Annotated in this window: 23 protein-coding genes and 1 other RNA gene; 13 read left to right on the top strand and 11 right to left on the bottom strand. The window is 68.6% G+C overall.

The annotated features are described in order from the left end of the window. Positions 1-30 precede the first annotated feature (30 nt). The 6 genes from GH815_RS03590 (at position 31) to rpmG (ending at position 3699) form a co-directional block, all read left to right on the top strand. On the top strand, positions 31-705 hold the full coding sequence (locus GH815_RS03590; RefSeq protein WP_153747385.1) for a hypothetical protein: 675 nt from the start codon (positions 31-33) through the stop codon (positions 703-705). A 66-nt stretch (positions 706-771) separates the two neighbouring features. Then, entirely contained in the window at positions 772-1392 is a 621-nt protein-coding gene (locus GH815_RS03595; RefSeq protein WP_170290288.1) for an N-acetylmuramoyl-L-alanine amidase, read from the top strand. Positions 1393-1403: 11 nt separating this feature from the next. Continuing rightward, an RNA gene (gene rnpB, locus GH815_RS03600) (RNase P RNA component class A) lies at positions 1404-1791 on the top strand. A gap of 96 nt (positions 1792-1887) precedes the next feature. Next, positions 1888-2595, top strand: a complete 708-nt coding sequence (locus GH815_RS03605; RefSeq protein WP_153747386.1) for a DUF533 domain-containing protein — start codon at positions 1888-1890, stop codon at positions 2593-2595. Between the two features lie 116 nt (positions 2596-2711). Beyond that, positions 2712-3428: a DUF533 domain-containing protein gene (locus tag GH815_RS03610; RefSeq protein WP_153747387.1), complete on the top strand. Its 717-nt coding sequence runs from the start codon at positions 2712-2714 to the stop codon at positions 3426-3428. A 103-nt stretch (positions 3429-3531) separates the two neighbouring features. Then, positions 3532-3699 carry a 50S ribosomal protein L33 gene (rpmG, locus tag GH815_RS03615; protein ID WP_132694922.1) on the top strand — a complete coding sequence of 56 codons (168 nt, stop codon included), beginning with the start codon at positions 3532-3534 and terminating at the stop codon, positions 3697-3699. 276 nt (positions 3700-3975) lie between these two features. On the opposite strand, the gene GH815_RS03620 is transcribed toward rpmG, so the two are convergent. The 5 genes from GH815_RS03620 to GH815_RS03640 all read right to left on the bottom strand — a co-directional run bounded on the left by GH815_RS03620 (position 3976) and on the right by GH815_RS03640 (position 8962). Further along, complete coding sequence (locus GH815_RS03620) at positions 3976-6006, bottom strand: ASKHA domain-containing protein (protein ID WP_153747388.1); 2031 nt, start codon at positions 6004-6006, stop codon at positions 3976-3978. Between the two features lie 19 nt (positions 6007-6025). Continuing rightward, entirely contained in the window at positions 6026-6643 is a 618-nt protein-coding gene (locus tag GH815_RS03625) for a DUF6778 family protein (RefSeq protein WP_153747389.1), read from the bottom strand. Between the two features lie 111 nt (positions 6644-6754). Next, the gene (locus tag GH815_RS03630; RefSeq protein ID WP_153747390.1) at positions 6755-7714 is read right to left on the bottom strand and encodes a methyltetrahydrofolate cobalamin methyltransferase; all 960 of its coding nucleotides are present in this window, start codon (positions 7712-7714) and stop codon (positions 6755-6757) included. A 7-nt stretch (positions 7715-7721) separates the two neighbouring features. Further along, the gene (locus tag GH815_RS03635) at positions 7722-8639 is read right to left on the bottom strand and encodes a methylenetetrahydrofolate reductase (protein ID WP_153747391.1); all 918 of its coding nucleotides are present in this window, start codon (positions 8637-8639) and stop codon (positions 7722-7724) included. Positions 8640-8659: 20 nt separating this feature from the next. Further along, the gene (locus GH815_RS03640) at positions 8660-8962 is read right to left on the bottom strand and encodes a virulence factor (protein WP_153747392.1); all 303 of its coding nucleotides are present in this window, start codon (positions 8960-8962) and stop codon (positions 8660-8662) included. Positions 8963-9294: 332 nt separating this feature from the next. Between GH815_RS03640 and GH815_RS03645 the strand changes: the two genes are divergently transcribed. From GH815_RS03645 to GH815_RS03655, 3 genes are all read left to right on the top strand, one after another. Further along, on the top strand, positions 9295-9969 hold the full coding sequence (locus tag GH815_RS03645; protein ID WP_153747393.1) for a PEP-CTERM sorting domain-containing protein: 675 nt from the start codon (positions 9295-9297) through the stop codon (positions 9967-9969). Between the two features lie 63 nt (positions 9970-10032). Further along, positions 10033-11145 (top strand): Ppx/GppA phosphatase family protein, encoded by a 1113-nt coding sequence (locus tag GH815_RS03650; RefSeq protein ID WP_153747394.1) that lies wholly within the window; start codon positions 10033-10035, stop codon positions 11143-11145. 90 nt (positions 11146-11235) lie between these two features. Continuing rightward, positions 11236-11943, top strand: coding sequence for an RlmE family RNA methyltransferase (locus GH815_RS03655; protein ID WP_153747395.1), 708 nt, complete (start codon positions 11236-11238; stop codon positions 11941-11943). A gap of 35 nt (positions 11944-11978) precedes the next feature. Here GH815_RS03655 and aroQ read toward each other — a convergent pair whose 3' ends face one another. After that, complete coding sequence (aroQ, locus tag GH815_RS03660) at positions 11979-12416, bottom strand: type II 3-dehydroquinate dehydratase (RefSeq protein ID WP_153747396.1); 438 nt, start codon at positions 12414-12416, stop codon at positions 11979-11981. 165 nt (positions 12417-12581) lie between these two features. Between aroQ and GH815_RS03665 the strand changes: the two genes are divergently transcribed. Both GH815_RS03665 and GH815_RS03670 read left to right on the top strand, forming a co-directional pair. Beyond that, on the top strand, positions 12582-13400 hold the full coding sequence (locus GH815_RS03665) for a cyclase family protein (RefSeq protein ID WP_153747397.1): 819 nt from the start codon (positions 12582-12584) through the stop codon (positions 13398-13400). A gap of 32 nt (positions 13401-13432) precedes the next feature. Beyond that, entirely contained in the window at positions 13433-13837 is a 405-nt protein-coding gene (locus tag GH815_RS03670) for a carboxymuconolactone decarboxylase family protein (protein WP_153747398.1), read from the top strand. Positions 13838-13899: 62 nt separating this feature from the next. On the opposite strand, the gene GH815_RS03675 is transcribed toward GH815_RS03670, so the two are convergent. Continuing rightward, positions 13900-14478 (bottom strand): lipid-binding SYLF domain-containing protein, encoded by a 579-nt coding sequence (locus tag GH815_RS03675; RefSeq protein WP_246176300.1) that lies wholly within the window; start codon positions 14476-14478, stop codon positions 13900-13902. Between the two features lie 125 nt (positions 14479-14603). Next, on the bottom strand, positions 14604-15605 hold the full coding sequence (hemB, locus tag GH815_RS03680; protein WP_153747399.1) for a porphobilinogen synthase: 1002 nt from the start codon (positions 15603-15605) through the stop codon (positions 14604-14606). A gap of 124 nt (positions 15606-15729) precedes the next feature. On the opposite strand from hemB, the gene GH815_RS03685 reads away from it, so the two are divergent. Both GH815_RS03685 and mfd read left to right on the top strand, forming a co-directional pair. Continuing rightward, positions 15730-16257, top strand: coding sequence for a component of SufBCD complex (locus tag GH815_RS03685; RefSeq protein WP_343030646.1), 528 nt, complete (start codon positions 15730-15732; stop codon positions 16255-16257). A gap of 32 nt (positions 16258-16289) precedes the next feature. After that, the gene (mfd, locus tag GH815_RS03690; protein WP_153747400.1) at positions 16290-19733 is read left to right on the top strand and encodes a transcription-repair coupling factor; all 3444 of its coding nucleotides are present in this window, start codon (positions 16290-16292) and stop codon (positions 19731-19733) included. A gap of 14 nt (positions 19734-19747) precedes the next feature. Here the strand turns inward: mfd and GH815_RS03695 are convergent, their stop codons facing one another. From GH815_RS03695 to GH815_RS03705, 3 genes are all read right to left on the bottom strand, one after another. Beyond that, complete coding sequence (locus tag GH815_RS03695) at positions 19748-20962, bottom strand: multidrug effflux MFS transporter (protein WP_153747401.1); 1215 nt, start codon at positions 20960-20962, stop codon at positions 19748-19750. A gap of 72 nt (positions 20963-21034) precedes the next feature. Then, positions 21035-21685, bottom strand: coding sequence for a DsbA family oxidoreductase (locus GH815_RS03700; protein ID WP_153747402.1), 651 nt, complete (start codon positions 21683-21685; stop codon positions 21035-21037). Next, entirely contained in the window at positions 21672-23201 is a 1530-nt protein-coding gene (locus tag GH815_RS03705) for a class I adenylate-forming enzyme family protein (RefSeq protein WP_153747403.1), read from the bottom strand. The genes GH815_RS03700 and GH815_RS03705 overlap by 14 nt, the downstream gene beginning before the upstream one ends. Positions 23202-23237: the final 36 nt, after the last annotated feature.

Below are 23237 nucleotides of genomic sequence, written 5' to 3' on the forward strand. Positions count from 1 at the left end.
GCGCGATCCGACAAGGAGCGGCAGAGCAGGATGAACAAGATGCGCGTTGGTGTTTCGGCTCTCGCCCTGCTGGCGTTGGCCGCCTGTGCCCCGCAGGTGCCCGATTCCGCCGCCGGGGTGGGGTTCGGCAGCTATCAGGACTACAGCCTTGACCGCGAACGCGCGCTGCGCGGCGACAGCGTTGCCTCTGCGCCCGCCTCGGACAGTGCCGCGATTGCTGCCCAGGCGCTGGCGACCCTGCGCCCCGACGAGGCCGGGGCCGCGCCGGTCATCACGCCTGCGCCGGGCGATCCGCTGCCCCGCAGCAACAATCCCAGCCTGTCCGACGAGCAGAACTTCGCCGCCGTCGCCGCCCGCGAGTCGATCGAAAGCGACCGCGAACGGTTGCAGCAGCAGCGCCAGCAATATGCCGTGGTCGCGCCCGAGCCGGTGCCCGAACGGCCCTCGGCTGCGGGGGTGAACATCGCCCAATATGCGCTGAGCACCACGAACCGGGTGGGCGAGCCGATCCATCGCCGTCTGGGCCGCGTCAGCCATGAACGCTATCTGAGCAATTGCGCCAGATATGGGTCGGCCGATCTGGCGCAAGAGGCGTTCCTGGCCGCAGGCGGACCCGAACGCGACCGGCTGGGGCTGGACCCCGATGGCGACGGCTTTGCCTGCTTCTGGGATCCGGCGCCGTTCCGGGCCGCCGTGCGGCGCTAGGGCGTGACGCCGCTCTGGCGGCCCTCGCCGAATTTCGGGCAGCGGCGCGATGCGGCCCGGCCCGACCTGATCGTTCTGCATTACACCGCGATGCCGCTGGCCGGAGCGTTGGACCGGCTTTGCGATCCGGCCGCCGAGGTTTCGGCGCATTACCTGATCGCGCGCGACGGGCAGTTGTTCCAACTGGTCGACGAGGACGCACGGGCCTGGCATGCCGGGGCGGGGCGCTGGGGGGCGGTCGGCGATGTCAATTCCCGCTCGATCGGGATCGAACTGGACAATCGCGGCGACGAGCCCTTTGCCGCGCCGCTGATGGCCACGCTGGAACGCCTGCTTGACCGGGTGATGTCCCGCCGGGCCGTGCCGCCCGAACGGGTGATCGGCCATTCCGACATGGCGCCGGGGCGCAAATGCGATCCGGGGCGGCGGTTCGACTGGCAGCGTCTGGCCCGCGCGGGGCTGTCGGTCTGGCCCGAAACCGCGACGGCCGCGCCGGATGCGGCGGCGTTCAGGGCGGCCGCCGGGCGGTTCGGCTATGGCACGGACTGGCCCATGGACGCGGTGCTGGACGCCTTTCGCCAGCGATTTCGCCCTTGGGCCACCGGCCCGCTGGACCCGGCCGATATGGGCGCGATGCTGGATCTGGCACGCCGCTTTCCCGTTGACCGGGGCGGCGAGGCTTTCTAACTACACAGGGCGCGGATGGCTGGATGGCCGCGGCCCCGGTTCGGGGACGAGGAAAGTCCGGACTCCACGAAGCGACGGTGCCGGGTAACGCCCGGCGGGGGCAACCCCAGGGAAAGCGCCACAGAGAACGAGACCGCCTCCGGGCTTGCCCGGCGGCAAGGGTGAAACGGTGGGGTAAGAGCCCACCGCGGGACTGGCAACAGGACCGGCACGGCAAGCCCCACCGGGAGCAATGCCAAATAGGGACCCCGCGTCGCATCTGCGGCAGGGCGGCTTCGGCCCAGGGGTCCGGGTTGGCAGCTGAAGCGGCGCGGTAACGCGGCGCGTAGAGGAATGGTCATCCAGCCCCGGATTCCGGTCCGGGGCGGACAGAATCCGGCTTACAGGCCGTCCGCGCATCCTCGATCGTCGTCGAATCGTCGTTAACGCATGCGAAAGCCGCTAGGCTGCCCGCATGCGCGAGGTCGCGCCGGTTTCGTCGAGGAGAATTGTCGCATGAGCTTTGTCAGGACCATGGCCACGCTGGCCGCCGGCTTTGCCGCCGCCAAGGGGGTCGAGCAATACAAGAAGATGGGCGGCATGGCCGGTCTTCAGGAAAAGATGAAGTCGAACGAGCAGGTCGCGCAGATGACCGCCCAGCTTGACACGATGCTGGGCAAGATGGGCATGCCGGGAGGGGCGGCGAAGCTTCAGGAGATGATGACCGGCATGGGCCGCAGCGCCGACCGCGCGGGCGAGGCGGCGACCGCCGGGGTGGCCGGGCTGATGGCGGCGCTGGGCAGCGCGGCGGCGGCGGGCACCGCACAGGCCAGCCAGATGATCGACGCGCTGACCGGCAATTCGGTGGCGACAAGCTCGATGGAGGAGAATGCCAAGCTGATGATCCGCGCGATGATCCAGTCGGCCAAGGCCGATGGCCAGATCGACGACGAGGAGCGCGCCAAGATCATGGAGGCGCTGGGCGACGCGACCGACGAGGAACGCGCCTTTGTCGAGGCTGAGATGGCCGCCCCGGTCGATCCGGTGGCGCTGGCCAACGACACCTCGGAGGCGATGCGCGCCCAGGTCTATGCCTCGGCCGCCAGCATGGGCCGCATCGACAGTCCCGCCGAAGAAGCCTATCTGGCCACGCTCGCCTCGGCGCTGGGGCTGGATGACGCGAAGGTGGCGCAGATCCGCAAGATGATGGGGCTGTCGGCCTGATCCGACCTGCGGCCTCGATGCGCGACATCGGGGCCGTTGGGGCAGGGCGGTCCTGCCGCTAGTCTGGCCCGCAGGGGTCTTGCCCCGGGCGCATCGGACAGCGGGATGGAGAGAGCATGAGTTTTGTCAGGACGATGGCGACCCTTGTCGTCGGCTATGCCGCGGCCAGGGGCATGGACGCGTTCCAGAAGACCGGCGGCGGCGCGGGGCTGGCGCGCACGATGCAATCCACCGCCTCGCAGGCCGGAATCGCCAGCCAGGTCGGTGCGCTTCTGGAACGGATGCAGGTGCCGGGCGGCGCGTCCGGGCTGGAGCGGACCTTGGGCTGGATGGGCGCACGGGCGCGTGGCGCGGGCGACAGCGCGGTGATGGGTGTGGCCGGTCTGATGTCGGCGCTCTGGGCGGCTACCTGGGCCGGTTCGGGCGATGCGCGCGACCTCAGCGCCGCGATGGGCAGCGGCACGCCGCCCGGCGCCACGCTGGAACGCCAGGCGCGGCTGATGATCCGGGCGATGGTGCAGGCCGCCCTGGCCGATGGCCAGATCGACGCGGCCGAACGGGCGCGGCTGTTCGACCTGCTGGGCGACCAGAGCGAGGAGGAACGCGCATATGTCGAGGCCGAGATGGCCCGGCCCGTCGATATCGACGCGCTGGCCGCCGAGACCGGCAGCTATCAGCGCACGGCGGTCTATGCCGCCTCGGTGCTGATGGTTGATGTGACCGACCCTGCCGGGATCGCCTATCTCGACCGGCTCTCGGCCGCGCTGCATCTGGGCATCGCCGCGCGCACCCGGATCCACCAGGCGATGCGGCTGCCGCAGGTGCTGGGCTGAGCGTGCCGAACCCGCTTGACTCGCGGGTGGGGATCGCTAAAAGGCGGACTTCATGGAATTTGGTGGGGCGGCGGCGATCCTCCCCGCGAGACGGAGATGAGACATGGCGAAGCCGACGACCATCAAGATCCGCCTGAACTCGACCGCGGACACCGGGCATTTCTACGTGACCAAGAAGAACGCCCGCACCATGACCGAGAAGATGGTGATCAAGAAATATGACCCGGTCGTGCGCAAGCACGTCGAGTACAAGGAAGGCAAGATCAAGTAGATCCCGCCTTTCGCGACCGGAACTAGGACCGCGCCCCTGGCGCGGTCCTTGTCGTTTCGGCGCATGCCTTCCGACCCCCTTGCGGCGGGCTCCCCGCCCCGCCGCGTCAGGAAGCGGTTTCGCCGATCCCGCACAAGGGGGGGCGTCGATTCGGAGCTTTTGCGCCGCACGACCCGGACAGCCGCATTTCTGCCGCCCCGCCTGCGTCTTCTTCTTGGCTGAAACACCCTCGGGGGTGAATTGGCCGTCAGGCCAAGAGGGGGCGGAACGCCCCCTTCAGTCCCGCCGTCGCCGCCGTCCGCCCGCTACGGGATTGAACGCCGGTTCGGGCAGCTGCACCACGCGTGCCAGTTCGGGGAACGGATCGGTGGCATGGGGCAGGGCATTGGCGGCCACGAAATGCTCCTGAAAGCGGGGCTCGACCGCGGTCTCGACCTTTTCGATCCGGCGCACATTGGCCTCGATCAGCCGCCGCGCGGCGCGCGAACACAGCGCGATCCGCGCCCCCGTCCCGGCCGCGTTCCCGGTCGAGCGCACCTTGTCGAGCGGCACATCGGGGATCATGCCCAGCACCATCGCATGCAGCGGGCTGACATGGGCGCCGAAGGCCCCGGCCAGCACCACACGATCCACGCGATCAACCCCGATCCGGTCCATCAACAGCCGGGCGCCCGCGTAAAGCGCGGATTTCGCAAGCTGAATCGCCCGCACATCGGTCTGCGTGACCGTGATCAGCGGCCCGCCCGCCGCGCGCCCGTCATGCAGCACATAGGCCTGCGTCCGCCCCTCGGGGACGATCCGCGCGCATCCCGTCGCCTCGGCCGAGCCGATCAGCCCCGAGCCGTCCAGCAGCCCCGCCATCCGCATCTCGGCCACCGCCTCGATGATGCCGGAACCGCAGATGCCGGTCACACCGGTCGCGGCGGTGGCCTCGGCAAATCCCGGTTCGTCCGACCACAGATCGCAGCCGATCACGCGAAAGCGCGGTTCGCCGGTCGCGGGCTTGATGCGCACGCGCTCGATCGCGCCGGGTGCGGCGCGCTGGCCCGAACTGATCTCGGCCCCCTCGAAGGCCGGGCCGGTGGGCGAGGAGCAGGCCAGCACCCTTGCGCGATTGCCCAGGATGATCTCGGCATTCGTGCCGACATCGACGATCAGCACCAGATCGTCGGATTGCTCGGGCGCCTCGGCCAGCGCGACGGCCGCCGCATCCGCGCCCACATGGCCCGCGATCAGCGGCAGCACATAGGCGCGCGCGGCGGGGTTGATCGAGACCAGCCCCAGATCGGCCGCGGCGATGTCCAGCGCGTCCGAGCTTGCCAGCGCAAAGGGGGCCTGGCCCAGTTCGACCGGGTCGATGCCCAGCGCAAGATGGTGCATCACCGGGTTGCAGACCAGCGTGGCCTCGACGATGCTGCGGGGATCGACGCCTGCCTCGGCTGCCAGGCCGCGGGCCAGATCGTCCAGCGCGACACGCACCGCGGCATTCATCGCGGCCGCGCCGCCGGGGTTCAGCATCGCATGGGACACCCGGCTCATCAGATCCTCGCCAAAGCGGATCTGGGGGTTCATCGCGCCCGCCGAGGTGCGCACCGCGCCGGTTGTCAGATCGGTCAGATGCGCCGCGATGGTGGTCGAGCCAAGGTCGATCGCCAGCCCGAAAAGCGGCCCTTCGAAGAATCCGGGCCAGAGGTCGAGGATCAGGGGGGCTGCATTGTCGCGGTCGCGGTGCAGCGCGACGGTGACCTGCCAGCCGCCCTTGCGCAGCGCCGCTTGCAGCCGGGCCAGCACCGGCAGCGGCAGGCGGGCAGGCGGCAGGCCCCATTGCGCGGCAAGCGCGTCATTCAGCCGTTCCAGATCGCCCGAGGGCGCGTGCAGGTCGGGTTCGGCCACCTCGACCAGCAGAAGCCGCGTGGCCGGGTCCATCTCGACCGCGCGGGCCTCGGCGGCCTTGCGCACGACCTGGCGGTGAAGCTGGCTTTCGGGCGGCACGTCGATCACGATATCGCCCATGATCCGCGCCTGACAGCCCAGCCGCCGACCCGGTGCCAGACCGCGCTTTTCGTCATAGCGCGTTTCGACCGCGTTGACCGGCGACAGCGCGTCCGGCGCGACGGTGACGCCGTGCTTGGGAAAGGCGCCGTAAAGGGGGGCGCATTGGCATTTCGAGCAGATGCCGCGCCCGCCGCAGACCGAGTCGAGATCGACGCCCAGCGCACGGGCGGCGTCCAGTACGGTGGTTCCGGCGGGCACGCGACCGCGTTTGCCCGAGGGGGTGAAGATCGCCAGCGCTTCGCGGTCGTCCATTCGCCCCCCTTGCGGTTTCCTATCGGCCGATGCGCTGGAACTCGGCGCGTACATCGTCGGGCCCGGCGCCGGTCCAGCCCGCAAGAACGCGCGTCAGGTGATCGGTGATGCGCACCTTCTGGGTCTGGCCCTGAAGGTCGGCCTGAAGCGCCTGTTGCCCGGTATAGGCCACCAGATCGGCTTTGATCGGTTCGGGACCGGCAAGCACCTGCCCGGTCCGGGCATCGCTGACCTGCGCAACGAACGAGATGTTGTGAACCCCCGACCGGCTCAGCCGCTTGCGGGCAATGTCCGACAGTGCATGAAACTGGGTGACATTGATCGTCAGCCGCACCGGGCGCGGCCCGCGCAGGTTCGATGTGCCCCGCCGGGCGGCGGTGTCGAAGATCGCGGCGACCTGGGCGCGGCGGTCGCCCGGGGGATCGCCGCGCCAGACGATATCGGCCTCGGGCTGGTAGACATTGGCCTCGGACACGGTCAGGCTGTCGGGCACGCGGATATCGAATTGCGTCACCCGCCAGCCGCGCGAGACCGCGGGCGAGATCGCATCGCTGTAATCGGTCGTCCATGTCCCGGCGCAGCCGGACAGAAGGCCGGTCACAAGCCCTCCCATGAAAACGCGCCTGGTGAAGATCATTGCCGTCATTCCTTCGATTGCCTGCGGGCGCAGCCCCGCCGGGGTGCGCCTCTGCCCCGATGCTATGCCCGCGAAAGACGAATGCTGGCTTAACGGGGCAGGGCCGGGGGCTCAGCCCCTCCGGCGGCGGCGCCCGCCACGGCCTGCGCCCGCCTCGGCGGCGGCTTGCGAGGCTTCGGCAAAGGGCATTCCCTCGGCGACCTGATCCAGCACGCGGGAAAAGCGGATCCATTCGCCACCATTCGCATCGTGGTTCATCAGGAAATTCGCGGCGCGCACCGCTTCCATCTCGACCGGCCGCACCGGGTTCATGATCGCGGATGTCATGCCCGCCCCGATTGCCATGGGCAGGAAGGCGGCGTTGATCCCGTGCCGGTGCGGCAGCCCGAACGAGATGTTCGAGGCGCCGCAGGTCGTGTTCACGCCCAGTTCGTCGCGCAACCGGCGCACCAGCGCAAAGACCTGCTGGCCAGCCGATGCCATCGCGCCCACCGGCATCACCAGCGGATCGACCACGATATCGCAGGCCGGGATGCCGAAATCGGCGGCGCGCTGGACGATCTTCCTTGCCACGGCAAAGCGCACGTCCGGATCCTCGGAAATGCCGGTATCGTCGTTCGAGATCGCCACCACGGGGACGTTGTATTTCCTGACCAGCGGCAGCACGCGCTCCAGCCGCTCCTCTTCGCCGGTGACCGAATTGAGCAGGGGCCGCCCCTCGGCTGCGGCAAGGCCGGCCTCCAGCGCGCCGGGCACCGAACTGTCTATGCAGAGCGGCACATCGACCAGCCCCTGCACCAGTTCGACCATGCGGCGCATCAGCGGCGGTTCGGTCTGGTTCGGATCGGGGTTCGAGTTGTAGACGACGCCCGCATTCACATCGAGCACCATCGCCCCGCAGGCGACCTGTTCCAGCGCGTCGCGCTCGACGGTCGAGAAATCGCCCGCCTCAAGTTCGGCGGCCAGCTTCTTGCGGCCGGTGGGGTTGATACGCTCGCCGATCACGCAGAACGGCTCGTCGAAGCCGATGACGACGGTGCGGGATTTCGACTCGAGGACGGTGCGGGTCATGGGGGCCTCAGTTTTCGGGCGTGGGGGCAAGGCCGCGCTCGGCAAGCCAGGCGGCATTGGTCGCGATCCCGCCCAGCGGGAAGAAATGAACCCCCGCGATGGGGAAATCGCCGGGGCGACGGGCGGCGGCGGCGGCCAGATCGGCCAGCAACTCGTCAGGGGTGAAGGGCAGAACCAGCTTCGAGACATCGCGGGCACGCCGCTGCAATACCTTGAGCGAGGGGCCGACGCCGCAGGAAACGGCGAATTTCACCAGCGTTTGCAGCTTGGCAGGCCCGGCCACGCCCAGATGGATCGGCAACCCGATACCTTCGGCGCGCAGCCGGTCGGCCCAGGCGATCACCGGCGCGGCCTCGAACGCGAATTGCGTCACGATGCTCATGGCCGCATCGGTGCGTTCGGAAAACGCCTGTTTCCAGGCCAGCGCCTCGGCCACCAGCCGGTCGGACCCGTCGGGGTCGATATCGCGCGAGCCCTCGGGATGGCCTGCCACATGCAGCCGGGTGAACCCCGCGCGGTCGAAGAGCCCGGTTTCAAGTAGCTGCATCGAGGAATGGAACGCGCCCGCGGGGCTGGCCCGGCCGCCCGCAAGCACCAGCGCCGCGCGCACGCCTGCCTCGCCGCTATAGCGTGCGATCCAGTCTTCCAGCGTGGCGCGGTCGGGGATCGAGCGGGCGGGGATATGCGGCATCGGGGCGAAGCCCTCGGCGCGCAGCCGCGCGGCGGTGGCCACCATGTCGTCGATCGGGGTGCCGTCGAGATGGGCGATATAGACCCGCGTGCCCTGCGGCAGCAGGCTGCGGAAATCCGCGACCTGCGCCGCGGTGCGCGGCATCACCTCGATCGAGTAACCATGCAGCAGGGCCGCCAGCGGGCCGCTTGCCTGCCGCGCCGTCTCGCGCCTGCCGAATTGAAGAAGTCCCATTGCCGCCTCCCAGAGCCTGTTCACGCCTGTTCCCAACCGGCCGCCGCGACCAGCGCGGACAGCCGCGCGGCGTCATAACTCGTCTCGATCCGCGCCGCCTCGGCCTCGGCCAGCGCCGCGGGGTCGCCCTCGCGCAGGACCGGACCCGCGCGCCGCCATTCGGCCAGATAGCCGTCGATGTCGCGCGCGCCGATGGCCATGGCGCAGCGGTCGATGGCCTGTTCGAAGCGCTGGGGCAGGATGCGCTTTTCCGCGGTGCGGCCCTTGCCCACGATCACCTGGGCCGGGATGTCGCGCCAGTAGAGGATGGTGATCTCCGGCATCCGATTCCCTTTCCTGCCTCACCCGCTTGTAATCCGGCGAATTGCCGCGGCGGCGGCGGTTTTCGACATGATGGATCCGGCTTGCGACCTGCGCCCGGTTGCGCGCCGCGAAACAATCGCCCGCCGCAGCGCACATCGCTCGCGCCATGGCGGCGGATTAACCGGAATGCCCGGGAATCTTGGCCAATCGGGGGCAATTGCGGCACATCCGGGGCATCGCGATGGCTGTGGGGGCGCGTCGCGTGGGCCTGTATGCCGGTGGGGCGGGCCGGGTCCGGGGTCCGCCGGTCTCGCATGTGGGGATGCGAGACCGGCCAGCGAGGGTGTGAGGGATGCGCAAGGGAACCAAGGCGACAGCGGCGGCGGCCCTGCTTTTTCTGGCGGCAGGGGCGATGTTCTCGACTCCGTGGTCGCGGGGCGATGCGGCCGTGACCCCGCCGCATGCCGATCCGGCACCCGGGCTTGCAGTGGCGCAACTCGTCCCGCGGCTGTACCTGACGGCCTTTGTCCAGCCTGCGCGCCAGATCTGCCTGCGTCCGCAAGGCGGGCTTTGCCTGCCGATCTGGGGCGGGCAATGCTTCGCCGCGATCGCGGGACCGGTTGCGCAGGACGGTCCGGGCTGCGTGCCGGGCGCGGCGGATTTTGCCCTGTCGCTGCCGGGCAGGGCGCCCGGCCCCGCCGATCCGGCGGACAGGCTGGCGGGCGGTTTCGGCCCCTTCGGCGGATCGGCTGGCCTGCCCTGGCAGCCCGGATCCGGCCCCGGAAGCGAACCCGCCGGGCACATGTCCGGCCTGCCCATGGCCGCGGGCCTGCCCGGGCGCGATCCCTGGGGGGCTGCGGCACCCGGCCCCTTGGGGAGTGTGCGGCCCGTGACCTTGCCCGTGACGGGGGAACCGGGTGCAGAGCCGGGTGCGGGCGGTCCGTCGGTCGTGCCGCTGCCGCCAAGCCTTGTTCTGGTGCTGGCCGGACTTGGCGCGCTGGGGCTTGTCGGGCGGCGCCGCCGCTGAAGTCATTGCGCGCGCGCGGTGGTCCAGCTACCCTGAAACCAACTCGATCTGGAGGGCGATCCGATGACGCCCAGGCGTCCGAAAGGTGCGGGCGCGTTCCCCAAGGCGGTGGCGACCCCCGCGCCTGCTCCGCCGGATCCGGCCTCGCTGTATGCGGCGCTGGATCTCGGCACCAACAGTTGCCGCATGCTGGTGGCCCAACCCAAGGGCAGCCAGTTCCATGTGGTCGACAGCTTTTCGAAATCGGTGCAGCTGGGCACCGGTCTGGAATCGTCCGGCCGTCTGAACCGGGCGTCCATGGCGCGCACTGTGCAGGCGCTGCGCATCTGCAAGGGCAAGCTGGAAAAGCACCAGGTCGCGCGGATGCGGCTGGTCGCGACCGAGGCCTGCCGCAGGGCAAGCAATGCGCGCGAGTTCATCGCCTATGTCCGGCGCGAAACCGGACTGGACCTGGAGATCATCAAGCCCGAGGAGGAGGCGCGGCTGGCCGTCGTGTCCTGCGCGCCGCTGGTCTCGACCCGGACCGAACAATTGCTGGTGGTCGATATCGGCGGGGGCTCGACCGAACTGGTCTGGATCGACCTGTCGGCGGTGCCGCGCCATGACCGGCCGCGGGCGATCATGCGGCTGCATGGCGGGTTCCACCCGGCCGACAGCCCGTTTCCGGCCGCGCGCGTGGTGGACTGGATCTCGGTGCCGCTGGGCGTCGCGACGCTGAAGGAACAGTTCGACGATGTCGAGGACGACCACGCGCGCTTCGCGCTGATGAGCTGGTTCTTCGAGGAAAACCTCGCCGATTTCTCGCCCTATGCCGCCGAGCAGGCAAAGGAGGGGTTCCAGATCATCGGCACCAGCGGAACGGTGACAACCGTGGCCGCCAGCCATCTGGGGCTGAAGCGCTATGACCGGACCAAGGTCGACGGGCTGCGCATGACCTCGGCTCAGATCGACCAGGTGATCCGGACCTATCTGTATCTTGGCCCCGAGGGGCGGCGCAACGATCCCAGGATCGGGCGCGACCGGCATGCGCTGATCATGTCGGGCGCGGCGATCCTTCAGGCGCTGATGCGGATCTGGCCGACCGACCGGCTGTCGGTGGCCGACCGGGGCTTGCGCGAGGGGTTGTTATACGCGCAGATGTCGGCCGATGGCGTGCTGGAGGATGGCCCGTTCTGAGGCGCGCTGCCCGCAGCGCGGTCGGGGCGGCTGGCGTCGCAATCGGGTATTTGAACCAAGAAGAAGACAGGGGGCGCGCGGGCGGCGGGCATGGCAGAGAAACGAGGGTCCAGCGGGCGCGGGCAGCGCGATCTGAAGGTGCGGGTGAAGTCGGCCAAGGGGCGGCGGCTGTCCTCGACGTTGTGGCTCGAGCGGCAGTTGAACGATCCCTATGTCCGGCGCGCCAAGGCCGAGGGCTATCGCGGGCGCGCGGCGTTCAAGATCATCGAACTGGATGACAGGTTCCGCTTCCTGGTGCCGGGGGCGCGGGTGGTCGATCTGGGCTGTGCGCCCGGCGGCTGGTGCCAGGTGGCGGTCAAGCGGGTGAATGCGCTGGGCGAGAAATCGGGCAAACCGGTCGGCCGCGTGCTGGGGGTCGACCTTCAGGAGGTGGAGCCGGTACCGGGCGCCGAGATCCACCAACTGGATTTCCTTGAAGATGGCGCCGACGACAAGGTGAAGGCGTGGCTTGGCGGCAAGGCCGATGTGGTGATGAGCGACATGGCCGCGGCAAGTTCGGGCCACCAGCAGACCGATCACCTGCGGATCGTGGCGCTGTGCGAGGCGGCGGCGGCCTTTGCCTTCGACGTGCTGGAGCAGGGCGGTACCTTTGTTGCCAAGGTACTGGCGGGCGGGGCTGAGGGCGAGTTGCAGAAGGTGCTGAAGCAGCGCTTTGCCAAGGTCGCCAATGTCAAGCCGCCCGCCAGCCGGTCGGACAGTTCCGAGAAATTCGTGGTGGCGACGGGGTTCAGGGGCTGAGCGGGCGCCGCGGCTTGCCACGCCCCGGGACCGGATCAGTCCAGCAGCGAACAGATGCGCCGCACGGCAAGGGCATAGCCCTCGACCCCGCAGCCCGCGATCACCCCGTCGGCCCGCAGCGAGACATAGGAGTGGTGGCGAAAGCTTTCGCGCTTGTGGATGTTCGAGATGTGAACCTCGATCACCGGCCCGTCAAAGGTATTCAGCGCGTCGAGAATCGCGATCGAGCTATGGCTGTAGGCGGCGGGGTTGATGACGATGGCGGCGGCGTCCTGGCGTGCCGCCTGGATGGTCTCGACGATCTCGCCCTCGTGGTTGGACTGGAACAGCCGTACGGCATGGCCCCGTTCGGCCGCAACCGCGGCGCAGGCCGTCTCGACATCGGCCAGCGTGTCATGGCCATAGATCTCGGGCTGGCGATGGCCCAGAAGGTTCAGGTTCGGCCCGTTCAGGATGTAGATCGTCTTGCCCATCGGAATCTCCTTGGGCCGCATCCTTTCACGCGGAAGGGCCGAGTGACAGCCCCAAAACGCGCACCCCACCCGCAGCCCCAAGCCGCGAATTGACAGCGCCGCGGGGCGGGTTAGGCTTGGCCCATCGTCGGCGCAAGACCGGTGCAGCCAGGGGAGAGAGACGGGATGTGCGATATCTGCGTGATGAATGCGGTCAAGGACCGGATGCTGTCGCGGCGCGGCTTTTTCCGGGCGGCGGCGGGGGCCGGTGTGGCCGTCGCGGGTGTAAGTGCCTCGGCGCCTGCGGCGCTGGCGCAGGGCCATTCCGCGGTCACCGACATGACGCATGAACTGCACGAGGGCTTCGCCACATATTTCGGCGAGCAGCAGTTCTTTCCCGAGCAGAAATTCACCTTTGCCGAACACGGCTTCAACCTGTCGGAATTCCGGGTGAACGAGCACACCGGCACCCATATCGACGCGCCGCTGCATTTCTCGGCCGATGGTGCGGCGGTGAACGAGATCGCGGTGGGCAGCCTGGTGGCACCCCTTTGCGTGATCGACATCGCGGCGCGTGCGGCCGGGGATGCCGATGCCCAGGTCACGCCGGACGACATCCGCGCATGGATCGCCGCGCATGGCGAGATCCCCGACAATGCCTGCGTGGCGATGTATTCGGGCTGGGCCGCCCATGTCGACGGGCCGAAATTCCGCAATGCCGATGCCGAGGGCAAGCAGCATTACCCCGGCTTCCATGTCGAGGCCGCGCAGATGTTGCTGGAGGAAACCCGCGCAGGCTCTATCGGGGTTGACACGCTGTCGCTGGATCATGGGATGTCGGCGGATTTCGCCACGCATTACGCCTGGTTGCCCGCGGGCCGCTTCGGCATCGAATGCCTGGCCAATCTGGACAAGGTGCCTGCCGCGGGGGCGACGCTGGTGATCGGCGCGCCCAAGCATCGCGGCGGCTCGGGCGGGCCTGCGCGCATCTTTGCGCTGGTCTGATCCGGCACAGTATCCGCAACGAAGGAGGGCCCATGGCCACGGTCAGGATATGGAGCGACGCCGAGGCCGAGGCGGATGCGCGCGTCAAGGCGGTGTTCGACGACATCCGCGCCACCCGCAAGACCGATTTCGTGAACAATGTCTGGCGGGCGCTGGCGAACCAGCCCGCCGTTCTGGAATCGACATGGGCGCAGGTGAAACAGGTGATGACGCGGCCCGGCGCGCTTGACCCGGTCACGCGCGAGATGATCTACATGGCGGTCTCGATCGCCAATGGCTGCGAATATTGCGTGCATTCCCACACCGCCGGGGCGCGCGCCAAGGGTATGAGCGACGAGATGCATGCCGAGTTGCTGGCCATCGTGGGACTTGCCGCGCAGACAAATGCACTGGTGACGGCGCTACAGGTGCCGGTGGATCCCGAGTTCACGGTCTGAGGACCGGGCCAGCCGAGCCTCGCGCGCGCAACCGCCGCCCGACGCGCCGCTGATGCGCCCGGTCAGGGAATGATGCGGGTGTATTTCGTGCCTTCGAGCGAGGCACCGACGATCATGCCCTGCTGGCCGAAGACCAGCGCGATCACCGGGTCGAGCGAGGTCATGGTCGAGGCCGAGACCGCACCCGCGTCGTCGAGGAAGGCGTATTCCAGATCCGCACCCGCCGACCAGCCCGCGCCCGAGCGGAAGGTCCGCAACGCATCGGGCGTCATGAAGAACAGCGCATGGGCATATTGCTGGGCGCCGACCTGCAAGCCGAAGCTGGCCTTGGTGGCCGAATAGTAATCCACCGTGACGTTGTTGATCCTCAGCGCGCCGCGGCCATAGGCACCGCCAACCCACAATCCCGCCTTGGTGATCAGCGGCATCCACAGCACGCCATGCGACTTGGCCTCAAGCTCCTGCGTGCCGGGATAGCGGGTGAACAGGAAATTCCGCGTGCCGTCCACCCGGTTGTCGAGCGACACGCCCCCCTGGCTGCCCACGCCATTGCCGCAGGCCGCCAGTGCCGTCGTGGCGCCCATCGCGCCGATGAAGCCGCGGCGCGACAGGCGCCCCGTCATCCATTTGCTGTCTTGCATCGCTCTGTGCCTCGTGTTGTGGCCTTGCCGCCCTTTGCCACAAACTATAGAGGCCCCGCCGCGTCCTGTCACCCTTGCAGAATGCGGGGCGGCGAATCCTTGCGCGCCGCCCTGCCTGCCCGTCGTCAGCCCGCGCGCAGCACCCGCGCCGCCTCGGGGGCGAAATAGGTCAGGATCCCGTCGCAGCCCGCGCGCTTGAAGGACAGGAGGCTCTCCATCATCACCTTCTGGCGGTCGAGCCAGCCATTCTGCGCCGCGGCCACCAGCATCGCGTATTCGCCCGAGACCTGATAGGCATAGGTCGGCGCGCCGAAGGCGTCCTTGACCCTGCGGCAGATGTCGAGATAGGGCATCCCCGGCTTCACCATCACCATGTCGGCGCCTTCGGACAGGTCGCGCTCGATCAGGCGCAGCGCCTCGTCGCTGTTGGCCGGGTCCATCTGATAGGTCTTCTTGTCGCCCTTCAGCGCGCCCGAGGCGCCCACCGCGTCGCGGAACGGCCCGTAGAAGGCCGAGGCATATTTCGCCGCATAGGACATGATCGCGACATCGCTGTACCCGGCGCCCTCGAGCGCCTGGCGCATCGCGCCGATGCGTCCGTCCATCATGTCCGAGGGGCCAAGGATGTCGGCCCCCGCCTCGGCCTGGGCCAGCGCCATCCTGACCAGCGCCTCGACGGTTTCGTCGTTGACGATGATGCCGTCGCGCACGATCCCGTCATGGCCGTTGGAATTGTAGGGGTCCAGCGCGACATCGGTCATCACCGCGATCTCGGGTACCGCCGCCTTGATCGCGCGGATCGTGCGGTTCGACAGGTTCTCGGGGTTCCATGCCTCCTCGCAGAGGTCGGTTTTCAGCGACGGGTCGGTATAGGGAAACAGGCAGATCGCCGGGATGCCCAGTTCTGCCGCTTCCTCGGCCGCCTTGACCGCCAGATCGACCGAGCGGCGCATCACCCCCGGCATCGAGGGGATCGGCTCTTCCACGCCCGTTCCGTCGCGCACGAAGATCGGCCAGATCAGGTCGCCCACGCTCAGCGTGGTCTCGCAGGTCAGCGCGCGCAGGGCGGGCGTGCGGCGGGTACGGCGCAGGCGCGTCATCGGGAAGGGGGCGAGGGTGGGGCGCATGGGCTACGGCTCCTTCAACATTGGCTGCGACTGGGTTACACGGATCGGATCGCACCTCAAGAGCGGGAATCGTCACGACACGACCTCCGGCGCGCGAGGCCCCCGGAACGGAGACACTGCCCCCGTGAATTTCACCCAGCAAGTCTTCGAACTGATCAACATGCGGTCCTTCTCGAACCTTTGGTACTGGATCGCGCTTGCCGTTCTGTGGTCGACCTCAAGCCACTGGGTTCTGGGCGTACCCTATGATCTGGTGCAGCGCGCGCGCCGCCAGGGCGGCGAGGCGGCCGAGGATGTGGCCGATCTGGTGCGGATCAATGCCCGGCGCTACCTCTACATCATGCGCGTCTCGGGGCTCTGGATCAGCGCATTCGCGGGTTTTGCGCTGACCATGCTGGCCATGATGGGGTTTCTTTATGGCAACGAGTTTTCGCAGGCGGTGTTCCTGCTTCTTGCCCCGCTGACGCTGGTCGGGTTGTGGACCCTGCGCACCGCGTATTCCTATGAACAGCGCAACCCCAGCGGCGAGCGGCTTTACTGGCTGTTGCGCTGGCACCGGCTGGGAATTCAGATGATGGGCATCCTGTCGATCCTGATCACCGCCATGTGGGGGATGTGGCAGAACTTCACCATCGGCGTTCTGGGCGGTTGACAGCGCGCGCCCGGCGCTTATTTCCGGCGGCCATGTCACAGGCTTTGCACATCACCGCCGGCGGCGCGCCCGAAGGCTTCGACGCCCGCCTTCTGGCCCGCGAACTGGAAAAGACCGGACAGCCGGTAATCCACATTGCCCGCGACGACCGGCGGCTGGCGGCGATGCGCGCCGCGCTGGCCTTTTTCGCGCCCGAGGCGGTGGTACTGGATTTTCCCGCCTGGGATTGCCTGCCCTATGACCGGGTCTCGCCCAATCCCGATGTCGAGGCCGCGCGCATGGCGACGCTGGCGGCACTGGCCCAGGGGTTGCCGGGGCCGTTCATCCTGTTGACGACGCTCAGTGCCGCCACCCAGCGCGTGCCCGCGCGCGCGGTGCTGCGCGAGGCGTCCTTTGCCGCGCAGGTCGGTACACGTGTGGACGAGGCCGGGCTGAGGGCGTTTCTGGTGCGCATGGGCTTTACCCAGGCGCCCACGGTGATGGAGCCGGGCGATTACGCGGTCCGCGGCGGCATCGTCGACATCTATCCCCCGGGCGAGGCGGGGCCGGTGCGGCTTGACCTGTTCGGCGACGTTCTGGACGGCGCGCGGCGCTTCGATCCGGCCACGCAGCGCACCACCGAAAAGCTGAAAAGGATCGAACTTGCGCCGGTCTGCGAGGTGATCCTGGACGAGGCCGCGATCACCCGTTTCCGGCAGAATTACCGCATCGAGTTCGGCGCGGCGGGCACCGACGATCCGCTGTACGAGGCGGTGAGCGCGGGGCGCAAGCATGCCGGGATGGAGCATTGGCTGCCCTTCTTCCACGAGCGGCTGGAAACGCTGTTCGACTACCTGCCCGGCGCCAGCGTCTGGCTTGACGATCAGGTGACGCCCGCGCGGCTGGCGCGCTGGGAGGGGATCGCCGACCAGTACGACACCCGGCGCGAGGCGATGGGGCAGAAGGGGCGGATCGACAGCGTCTACAAGCCCTGCGCGCCGGGGCTTCTGTATCTCGACGATGCGGCTTGGGGGGCTGCGCTGGCCGGGCATCGGGTGGTGCAGATGAACCCGCTGCCGCAGGGCACCGGCCCCGGCGTGATCGACGCGGGCGGCCGGATCGGGCGCAATTTCGCACCCGAGCGCAAGCTGGAACAGGTCAGTCTTTTCAGTGCGTTGAGGGATCATGTTCAGAACCGGCGCCGCGAGGGTGCCGTGGTCGTCGCGTCCTATTCCGAGGGTGCACGCGAGCGGCTCAAGGGGCTTCTGGAGGATGAGGGCGTGTCGGATGCCCGCCTTGCCGCCGATATCCGCGACGTGACCGAGCCGCGCGGGCTCTACCTGACCGTCTGGGCGCTGGAACATGGCTTCGAGGGGCCGGGGCTGACGGTTGTCTCGGAACAGGACGTGCTGGGCGAACGGCTGATCCGCGCGCCGAAGAAACGCCGCAAGGCCGAGAACTTCCTGACCGAAGCGCAGGCGCTTTCGCCGGGCGATCTGGTGGTGCATGTCGAACATGGCCTGGGCCGCTACAAGGGGCTTGAGACCATCACGGCGGCGGGCGCCCCGCATGAATGTCTGGCGCTGGAATATGCCGGCGGCGACCGGCTGTATCTGCCGGTCGAGAATATCGAACTGCTCAGCCGCTATGGCCATGAAGAAGGGCTGCTCGACAAGCTGGGCGGCGGGGCATGGCAGGCGAAGAAGGCCAAGCTGAAGCAGCGCATCCGCGAGATCGCGGACAAGCTGATCCGGGTCGCGGCCGAACGCCATCTGCGCCACGCGCCGATCCTGGAGGCCGACCATCACCTGTGGGAGGCGTTCAGCGCCCGCTTTCCCTATCAGGAAACCGACGACCAGCTTGCCGCCATTGCCGATGTGATGACCGACATGGCCAGCGGCACGCCGATGGACCGGCTGATCTGCGGCGATGTCGGTTTCGGCAAGACCGAAGTCGCGATGCGCGCGGCCTTTGTCGCGGCGATGTCGGGGGTGCAGGTGGCGGTGATCGCGCCCACCACGCTTCTGGCCCGCCAGCACGCCAAGGCCTTTGCCGAACGCTTCCGCGGCTTTCCGCTGGAGGTGCGCCAGCTGTCGCGTTTCGTCAGCGCGACCGAGGCGGCGGCAACGCGCGCGGGGCTGGCCGAAGGCGCGGTCGATATCGTGATCGGCACCCATGCGCTGCTGGCCAAGGGCATCCGGTTCAGCAATCTGGGCCTGCTCGTGATCGACGAGGAACAGCATTTCGGCGTGAACCACAAGGAACGGCTGAAGCAGTTGCGCAGCGATATCCATGTGCTGACGCTGACCGCCACGCCCATTCCCCGCACGCTTCAGATGAGCCTGACCGGCGTGCGCGATCTGTCGATCATCGCCACGCCCCCGGTCGACCGGCTGTCGATCCGCACCTATGTCAGCGAGTTCGACACCGTGACCGTGCGCGAGGCGCTGTTGCGCGAACATTACCGCGGCGGGCAAAGCTTCTTCGTGGTGCCCCGCATCGCCGATCTGCCCGAGATGGAGGCCTTCCTGCGCGATCACGTCCCCGAGGTCAGCGTGGTCGTGGCCCATGGCCAGATGGCCGCGGGCGAGCTGGACGATCGGATGAACGCCTTTTACGACGGCAAGTATGACGTTCTGCTGGCCACGACCATCGTGGAATCGGGCCTCGACATCCCCACCGCCAACACGATGATCGTGCACCGCGCCGACATGTTCGGGCTGGCGCAGCTTTACCAGATCCGTGGCCGCGTGGGGCGCTCGAAGACGCGGGCCTATGCTTACCTCACGACCAAGCCGCGCGCGCCGCTGACGCCGCAGGCGCAGAAACGGCTGCGCGTGCTGGGCAGCCTCGACACGCTGGGGGCGGGGTTCACGCTCGCCTCCCAGGATCTGGACATTCGCGGCGCGGGCAACCTGATCGGCGAGGAACAGTCGGGCCATGTCCGCGAGGTGGGGTTCGAGCTTTACCAGTCGATGCTGGAAGAGGCGATTGCCCGGATCAAGTCGGGCGAGCTGGAGGGCCTGTCCGAGATCGAAAGCGACTGGTCGCCCCAGTTGAACCTTGGCGTGCCGGTGCTGATCCCCGACGAGTACGTGCCCGATCTGGACGTGCGGCTGGGGCTTTACCGGCGGCTGTCGGGGCTGACGACCAAGGTCGAGCTTGAAGGCTTCGCCGCCGAACTGATCGACCGCTTCGGCAAGCTGCCGAAAGAGGTGAACACGCTTCTGCTGATCGTGCGGATCAAGGCCCTGTGCAAGCGCGCTGGCATTGCGCGGCTCGATGCCGGGCCCAAGGGGGCGACGGTGCAGTTTCACAACGACAAGTTCGCCAATCCCGCGGGGCTGGTCGAATTCATCCAGGCGCAGGCCGGGCAGGCCAGGGTCAAGGACAACAAGATCGTCCTGCGCCATGACTGGACCAGGGACAGCGAGCGGATCAAGGGCGCCTTTGCCATCGCGCGCGATCTGGCGGAAAAGGTGAAGAACGCGGCGTAAGGCGTTTGCAGCAGCTATCTTTCGGGAAGCCGTCGCATCAGCAGCGCCGCCGCCGCCACCGCCAGCAACACCCCCGCCGCCAATGGCCGCGGCGTGCCGTCGAATGCCTGTCCGACCGGCACCGCCAGCAGCGCCGACATCACCGTGGCCAGCGCCCCGATGATCGAGGCGGCCATGCCCGCGACATGGCCCAGGGGTTCCATCGCCAGCGCGTTCAGGTTGCCGATGGTCAGCCCCAGCATCCCGAACAGCGTGACCGCCCAGAGCATGAAGGCCGCGAATTCGGCGCCCGGCGGCAGAAGCTGGCCCCAGAACAGGCTGGCCATGACAAGCGACAGCACCAGTTGCGCGCCCAGCGTGACCCGGATCAGGAAGCGCATCCCCAGATGGCCCACCAGCATCGCATTGGCAAAGCTGGCTGTCCCCGCGATCACCGCGATCAGCGCGAACCACAGCGGAAAGCTGGCGCCGCGGCCGAAATGGATGTCGAAGATCTGCTGGATCGAAGTCAGCATCATGAACAGCACCGAAAAGATCAGCGTCTGCACCAGAACCGCCCGCCGCGCGACCGGCTCGGCAAAGACCTCGCGCGCCGCCTCGCGCAGCGATGCGGGTTTCAGCGGACGGCGCCGGGCGGGGGGCAGCGTCTCGGGCAGGCGCAGCGCATACCAGCCGACCGAGATCACCGAGAACAGCAGGAAGGCCGCAAAGATCGCGCGCCAGCCCGCCAGCGCGATGATGCCCGCCCCCAGCAGCGGCGCGATGGCCGGCAGAAGCGTGAAGATCATCATCACGAAGGACACGATCCGCGCCATGTCGCGCCCGGCATGAAGATCGCGGATCACCGCCAGCGCCACCACCCGCGGCGCCGCAGCGCCCAGCCCTTGCAGCGCGCGGCCAAACAGCACCAGTTCCAGCGACTGGCCCGTGCCCGCGATAATTGCGCCAAGGATGAACAGCCCCGCGCCGCCCAGGATCACCGGCTTGCGCCCCAGCGAATCCGACAACGGCCCCGCGATGAGCGTGCCAACCCCCATCGCGGCAACGAAGACGGTGACGACGAATTGCGCGTGGTTCAGGTTGATGGGCGTCAGTTCGGCGCCGATGGTGGGCAGGGCGGGCAGCATCGCGTCGATGGAAAACGCCACCGTCGCGAACAGAAGCGCCGTGATCGCGATGAATTCGGGGCGGGAAAGCGGGCTTTTCCCTGCGTCGGGCGGCTGGGCCATGGCTATCTCCAAGCGTGCCCCCTCTTGCGCCAGAATGGCGGCGGGGGCCAGCGGATAAGGCGCGGGGGGCGGCTAGTGCAGCGGCTGCGCGCCGGGATCGCCCACCAGTTCCGCGATGACCTGAACCCATAGCGCGGTGGGCTGGGCGCCCACCAGAACGTGGTGGTCGGCCACGATGAAGGTCGGAACGCCGGTCACGCCGCGGCTGCGGGCATGGGCATCGCGCGCGCGGATCGCGTCCGCATCGGCATCCGAGGCCAGAAGCCGCGCGACCATGCCGCTGTCCATCCCGACGGCCCCGGCAATCGCGGCCAGATCGCCGGGGGCACCGATGTCGCGGCCTTGCAGGAAATAGGCGTCGAACAGCGCCTGCACAGCCGCGTGCTGGCACCCCTCCAGCCCGGCCCAGTGGATCAGGCGTTGCGCATCCAGCGTGTTCGGCGTGCGCGTGATCGCCGCCAGGTTCAGCTCGATCCCCGCCGCGCGGGCCTTGTCGTCGATCTCGACATAGGCACGGGCGGCCTCCATCTGGCCGCCGAACTTGGCTTCGAGATAGGCGCGCCGGTCCATGCCCGCGCGCGGCATGCCGGGGTTCAACTGGAACGGCTGCCAGGCGATCTCGAACGGGTGATCGGGGCGGGCCTCCAGCGCGGCATCCAGCAGCCGCTTGCCGATCAGGCACCAGGGGCAGATCGGGTCGGCGAAGATGTCAAGCCGGACCATGGCCCGCCTCATAGGATGCGCGGATCTGGCGGCGGTTCAGCTTGCCGTTCGGGTTCTTCGGCAATTCGTCCATATGGACGTAAAGCCGCGGCTGCTTGTAGCGGGCCAGCCGTTCGGCGGCAAAGGCGGCAAGCTGGTCCTCGGACAGCGCCTCGCCGGTATAGAAGGCGGCGATGATGGTGGTATCGGCCCTGATCGCGATTTCGGTGGCGGCGACCTCGTGGATCGCGGGATGTTCCATCAGCGCGCGTTCCACTTCCAGCGGCGAGACGCGCACCCCGCCCGCGTTCAGCATGTCGTCATCGCGGCCCAGATAGGTGATCGCGCCATCCTCGGCCATTTCCACCATGTCGCCGGTCAGGAACCATTCGCCATGGAACCGCGCCGCGGTTTCGGCCTCGGCCTTGAGATAGCCCAGCATCAGCCCCGGATCGCGCCGCGAGACGGCCAGTTGCCCCGGTTGCCCGCGCTGCACGGGTTCCAGATCCGGGCCCAGCACCGCGACCCGGCGGCCCGGCTGCGGATAGCCCGAGGAGGGCAGCGGCGCGGGGCGGGCGGGGCTGCCCGAGACGAAGGTGGAGCATTCCGACATCCCCAGCGCCTCGTAGACGAAGGTGCCGGTGGTCTCGGCCCAGGCGGCGCGGGTGGCCTCGGGCATCTTTTCGCCCGCCGACAGGCCGTGGCGCAGGCGGGGCAGCACCAGATGGGGATAATCGCGCAGCATCTGGCGATAGACGCCGGGCGCGGCGGCGAAGATCGTCGCATCGAAGCGTTTCAGAAGCAGCGGCAATTGCGCGGGCCGCACGCCCGGCGCCGGGATCAGCGCGGTCGCCCCGATGGACCAGGGGTCCAGAAGCCCGGTGCCCAGCGTATAGGTCCAGTTGAAGGCGCCCGCATGCAGCAGCCGGTCCTCGGGCGTCAGGCCATACCAGCCCTCCCACATCATCCGCCGCGCCCAGACCGCGCGATGGGCATGGATCACGCCGCGCGGATTGCCCGAGGTGCCCGAGGTATAGACCACATAGGCCGGCCGGTCGGGATCGCCTAGCGCATAGCCCGCCGGGGCGCAGTCATGCAGGGCGCGCTGCGCATCGAGATCCAGCACCGGCGCTGCGCAATCGGCGGGCAGGGCGATGCCGGGACCGGCCAGGATCACCGCGGGCTCGATCTCGGCGGCAAGTTTCGTGATCTCGGGAATTGTCAGCAGCGCCGAGGTCGGCACCGGCACCAGCCCCGCGGCAATCGCGCCCAGAAACCCGATTGGAAACTCGACCCCGTTGCCCAGCCGCAAGAGCACGCGGGAGCCGGGCGCCAGCCCCATCTGCGCCAGCCCCGCCGCCAGTCCGCGCACGGCGGCCTCCAGCCGGGCATAGCTCCAACGTTCAGCGCCATGGGGGCCGATCACGGCCAGCGCGACCTTTTCGGGCAGGGACGCGGCCGGGGCCAGCACATGGGCGGCCAGGTTGAACGGGGCGGGGCAGGGCGGCGGGGCGCCCTCGTCATAGATCGCTTGCATGGGCTGCGTGCTAGCCCCGCTGCCTTGCGGTTGCAA

Source organism: Rhodovulum strictum (genome assembly GCF_009649175.1).
Lineage (GTDB): Bacteria > Pseudomonadota > Alphaproteobacteria > Rhodobacterales > Rhodobacteraceae > Rhodovulum > Rhodovulum strictum.

What these genes read in the sequence shown, in the direction of transcription:
- GH815_RS03590 (WP_153747385.1), top strand. Translation starts at nt 31, where the DNA reads ATGAACAAGATGCGCGTTGGTGTTTCGGCTCTCGCCCTGCTGGCGTTG.
- GH815_RS03605 (WP_153747386.1), top strand. Translation starts at nt 1,888, where the DNA reads ATGAGCTTTGTCAGGACCATGGCCACGCTGGCCGCCGGCTTTGCCGCC.
- GH815_RS03610 (WP_153747387.1), top strand. Translation starts at nt 2,712, where the DNA reads ATGAGTTTTGTCAGGACGATGGCGACCCTTGTCGTCGGCTATGCCGCG.
- rpmG (WP_132694922.1), top strand. Translation starts at nt 3,532, where the DNA reads ATGGCGAAGCCGACGACCATCAAGATCCGCCTGAACTCGACCGCGGAC.
- GH815_RS03620 (WP_153747388.1), bottom strand. Translation starts at nt 6,006, where the DNA reads ATGGACGACCGCGAAGCGCTGGCGATCTTCACCCCCTCGGGCAAACGC.
- GH815_RS03625 (WP_153747389.1), bottom strand. Translation starts at nt 6,643, where the DNA reads ATGATCTTCACCAGGCGCGTTTTCATGGGAGGGCTTGTGACCGGCCTT.
- GH815_RS03630 (WP_153747390.1), bottom strand. Translation starts at nt 7,714, where the DNA reads ATGACCCGCACCGTCCTCGAGTCGAAATCCCGCACCGTCGTCATCGGC.
- GH815_RS03635 (WP_153747391.1), bottom strand. Translation starts at nt 8,639, where the DNA reads ATGGGACTTCTTCAATTCGGCAGGCGCGAGACGGCGCGGCAGGCAAGC.
- GH815_RS03640 (WP_153747392.1), bottom strand. Translation starts at nt 8,962, where the DNA reads ATGCCGGAGATCACCATCCTCTACTGGCGCGACATCCCGGCCCAGGTG.
- GH815_RS03645 (WP_153747393.1), top strand. Translation starts at nt 9,295, where the DNA reads ATGCGCAAGGGAACCAAGGCGACAGCGGCGGCGGCCCTGCTTTTTCTG.
- GH815_RS03650 (WP_153747394.1), top strand. Translation starts at nt 10,033, where the DNA reads ATGACGCCCAGGCGTCCGAAAGGTGCGGGCGCGTTCCCCAAGGCGGTG.
- GH815_RS03655 (WP_153747395.1), top strand. Translation starts at nt 11,236, where the DNA reads ATGGCAGAGAAACGAGGGTCCAGCGGGCGCGGGCAGCGCGATCTGAAG.
- aroQ (WP_153747396.1), bottom strand. Translation starts at nt 12,416, where the DNA reads ATGGGCAAGACGATCTACATCCTGAACGGGCCGAACCTGAACCTTCTG.
- GH815_RS03665 (WP_153747397.1), top strand. Translation starts at nt 12,582, where the DNA reads ATGTGCGATATCTGCGTGATGAATGCGGTCAAGGACCGGATGCTGTCG.
- GH815_RS03670 (WP_153747398.1), top strand. Translation starts at nt 13,433, where the DNA reads ATGGCCACGGTCAGGATATGGAGCGACGCCGAGGCCGAGGCGGATGCG.
- GH815_RS03675 (WP_246176300.1), bottom strand. Translation starts at nt 14,478, where the DNA reads ATGCAAGACAGCAAATGGATGACGGGGCGCCTGTCGCGCCGCGGCTTC.
- hemB (WP_153747399.1), bottom strand. Translation starts at nt 15,605, where the DNA reads ATGCGCCCCACCCTCGCCCCCTTCCCGATGACGCGCCTGCGCCGTACC.
- mfd (WP_153747400.1), top strand. Translation starts at nt 16,290, where the DNA reads ATGTCACAGGCTTTGCACATCACCGCCGGCGGCGCGCCCGAAGGCTTC.
- GH815_RS03695 (WP_153747401.1), bottom strand. Translation starts at nt 20,962, where the DNA reads ATGGCCCAGCCGCCCGACGCAGGGAAAAGCCCGCTTTCCCGCCCCGAA.
- GH815_RS03700 (WP_153747402.1), bottom strand. Translation starts at nt 21,685, where the DNA reads ATGGTCCGGCTTGACATCTTCGCCGACCCGATCTGCCCCTGGTGCCTG.
- GH815_RS03705 (WP_153747403.1), bottom strand. Translation starts at nt 23,201, where the DNA reads ATGCAAGCGATCTATGACGAGGGCGCCCCGCCGCCCTGCCCCGCCCCG.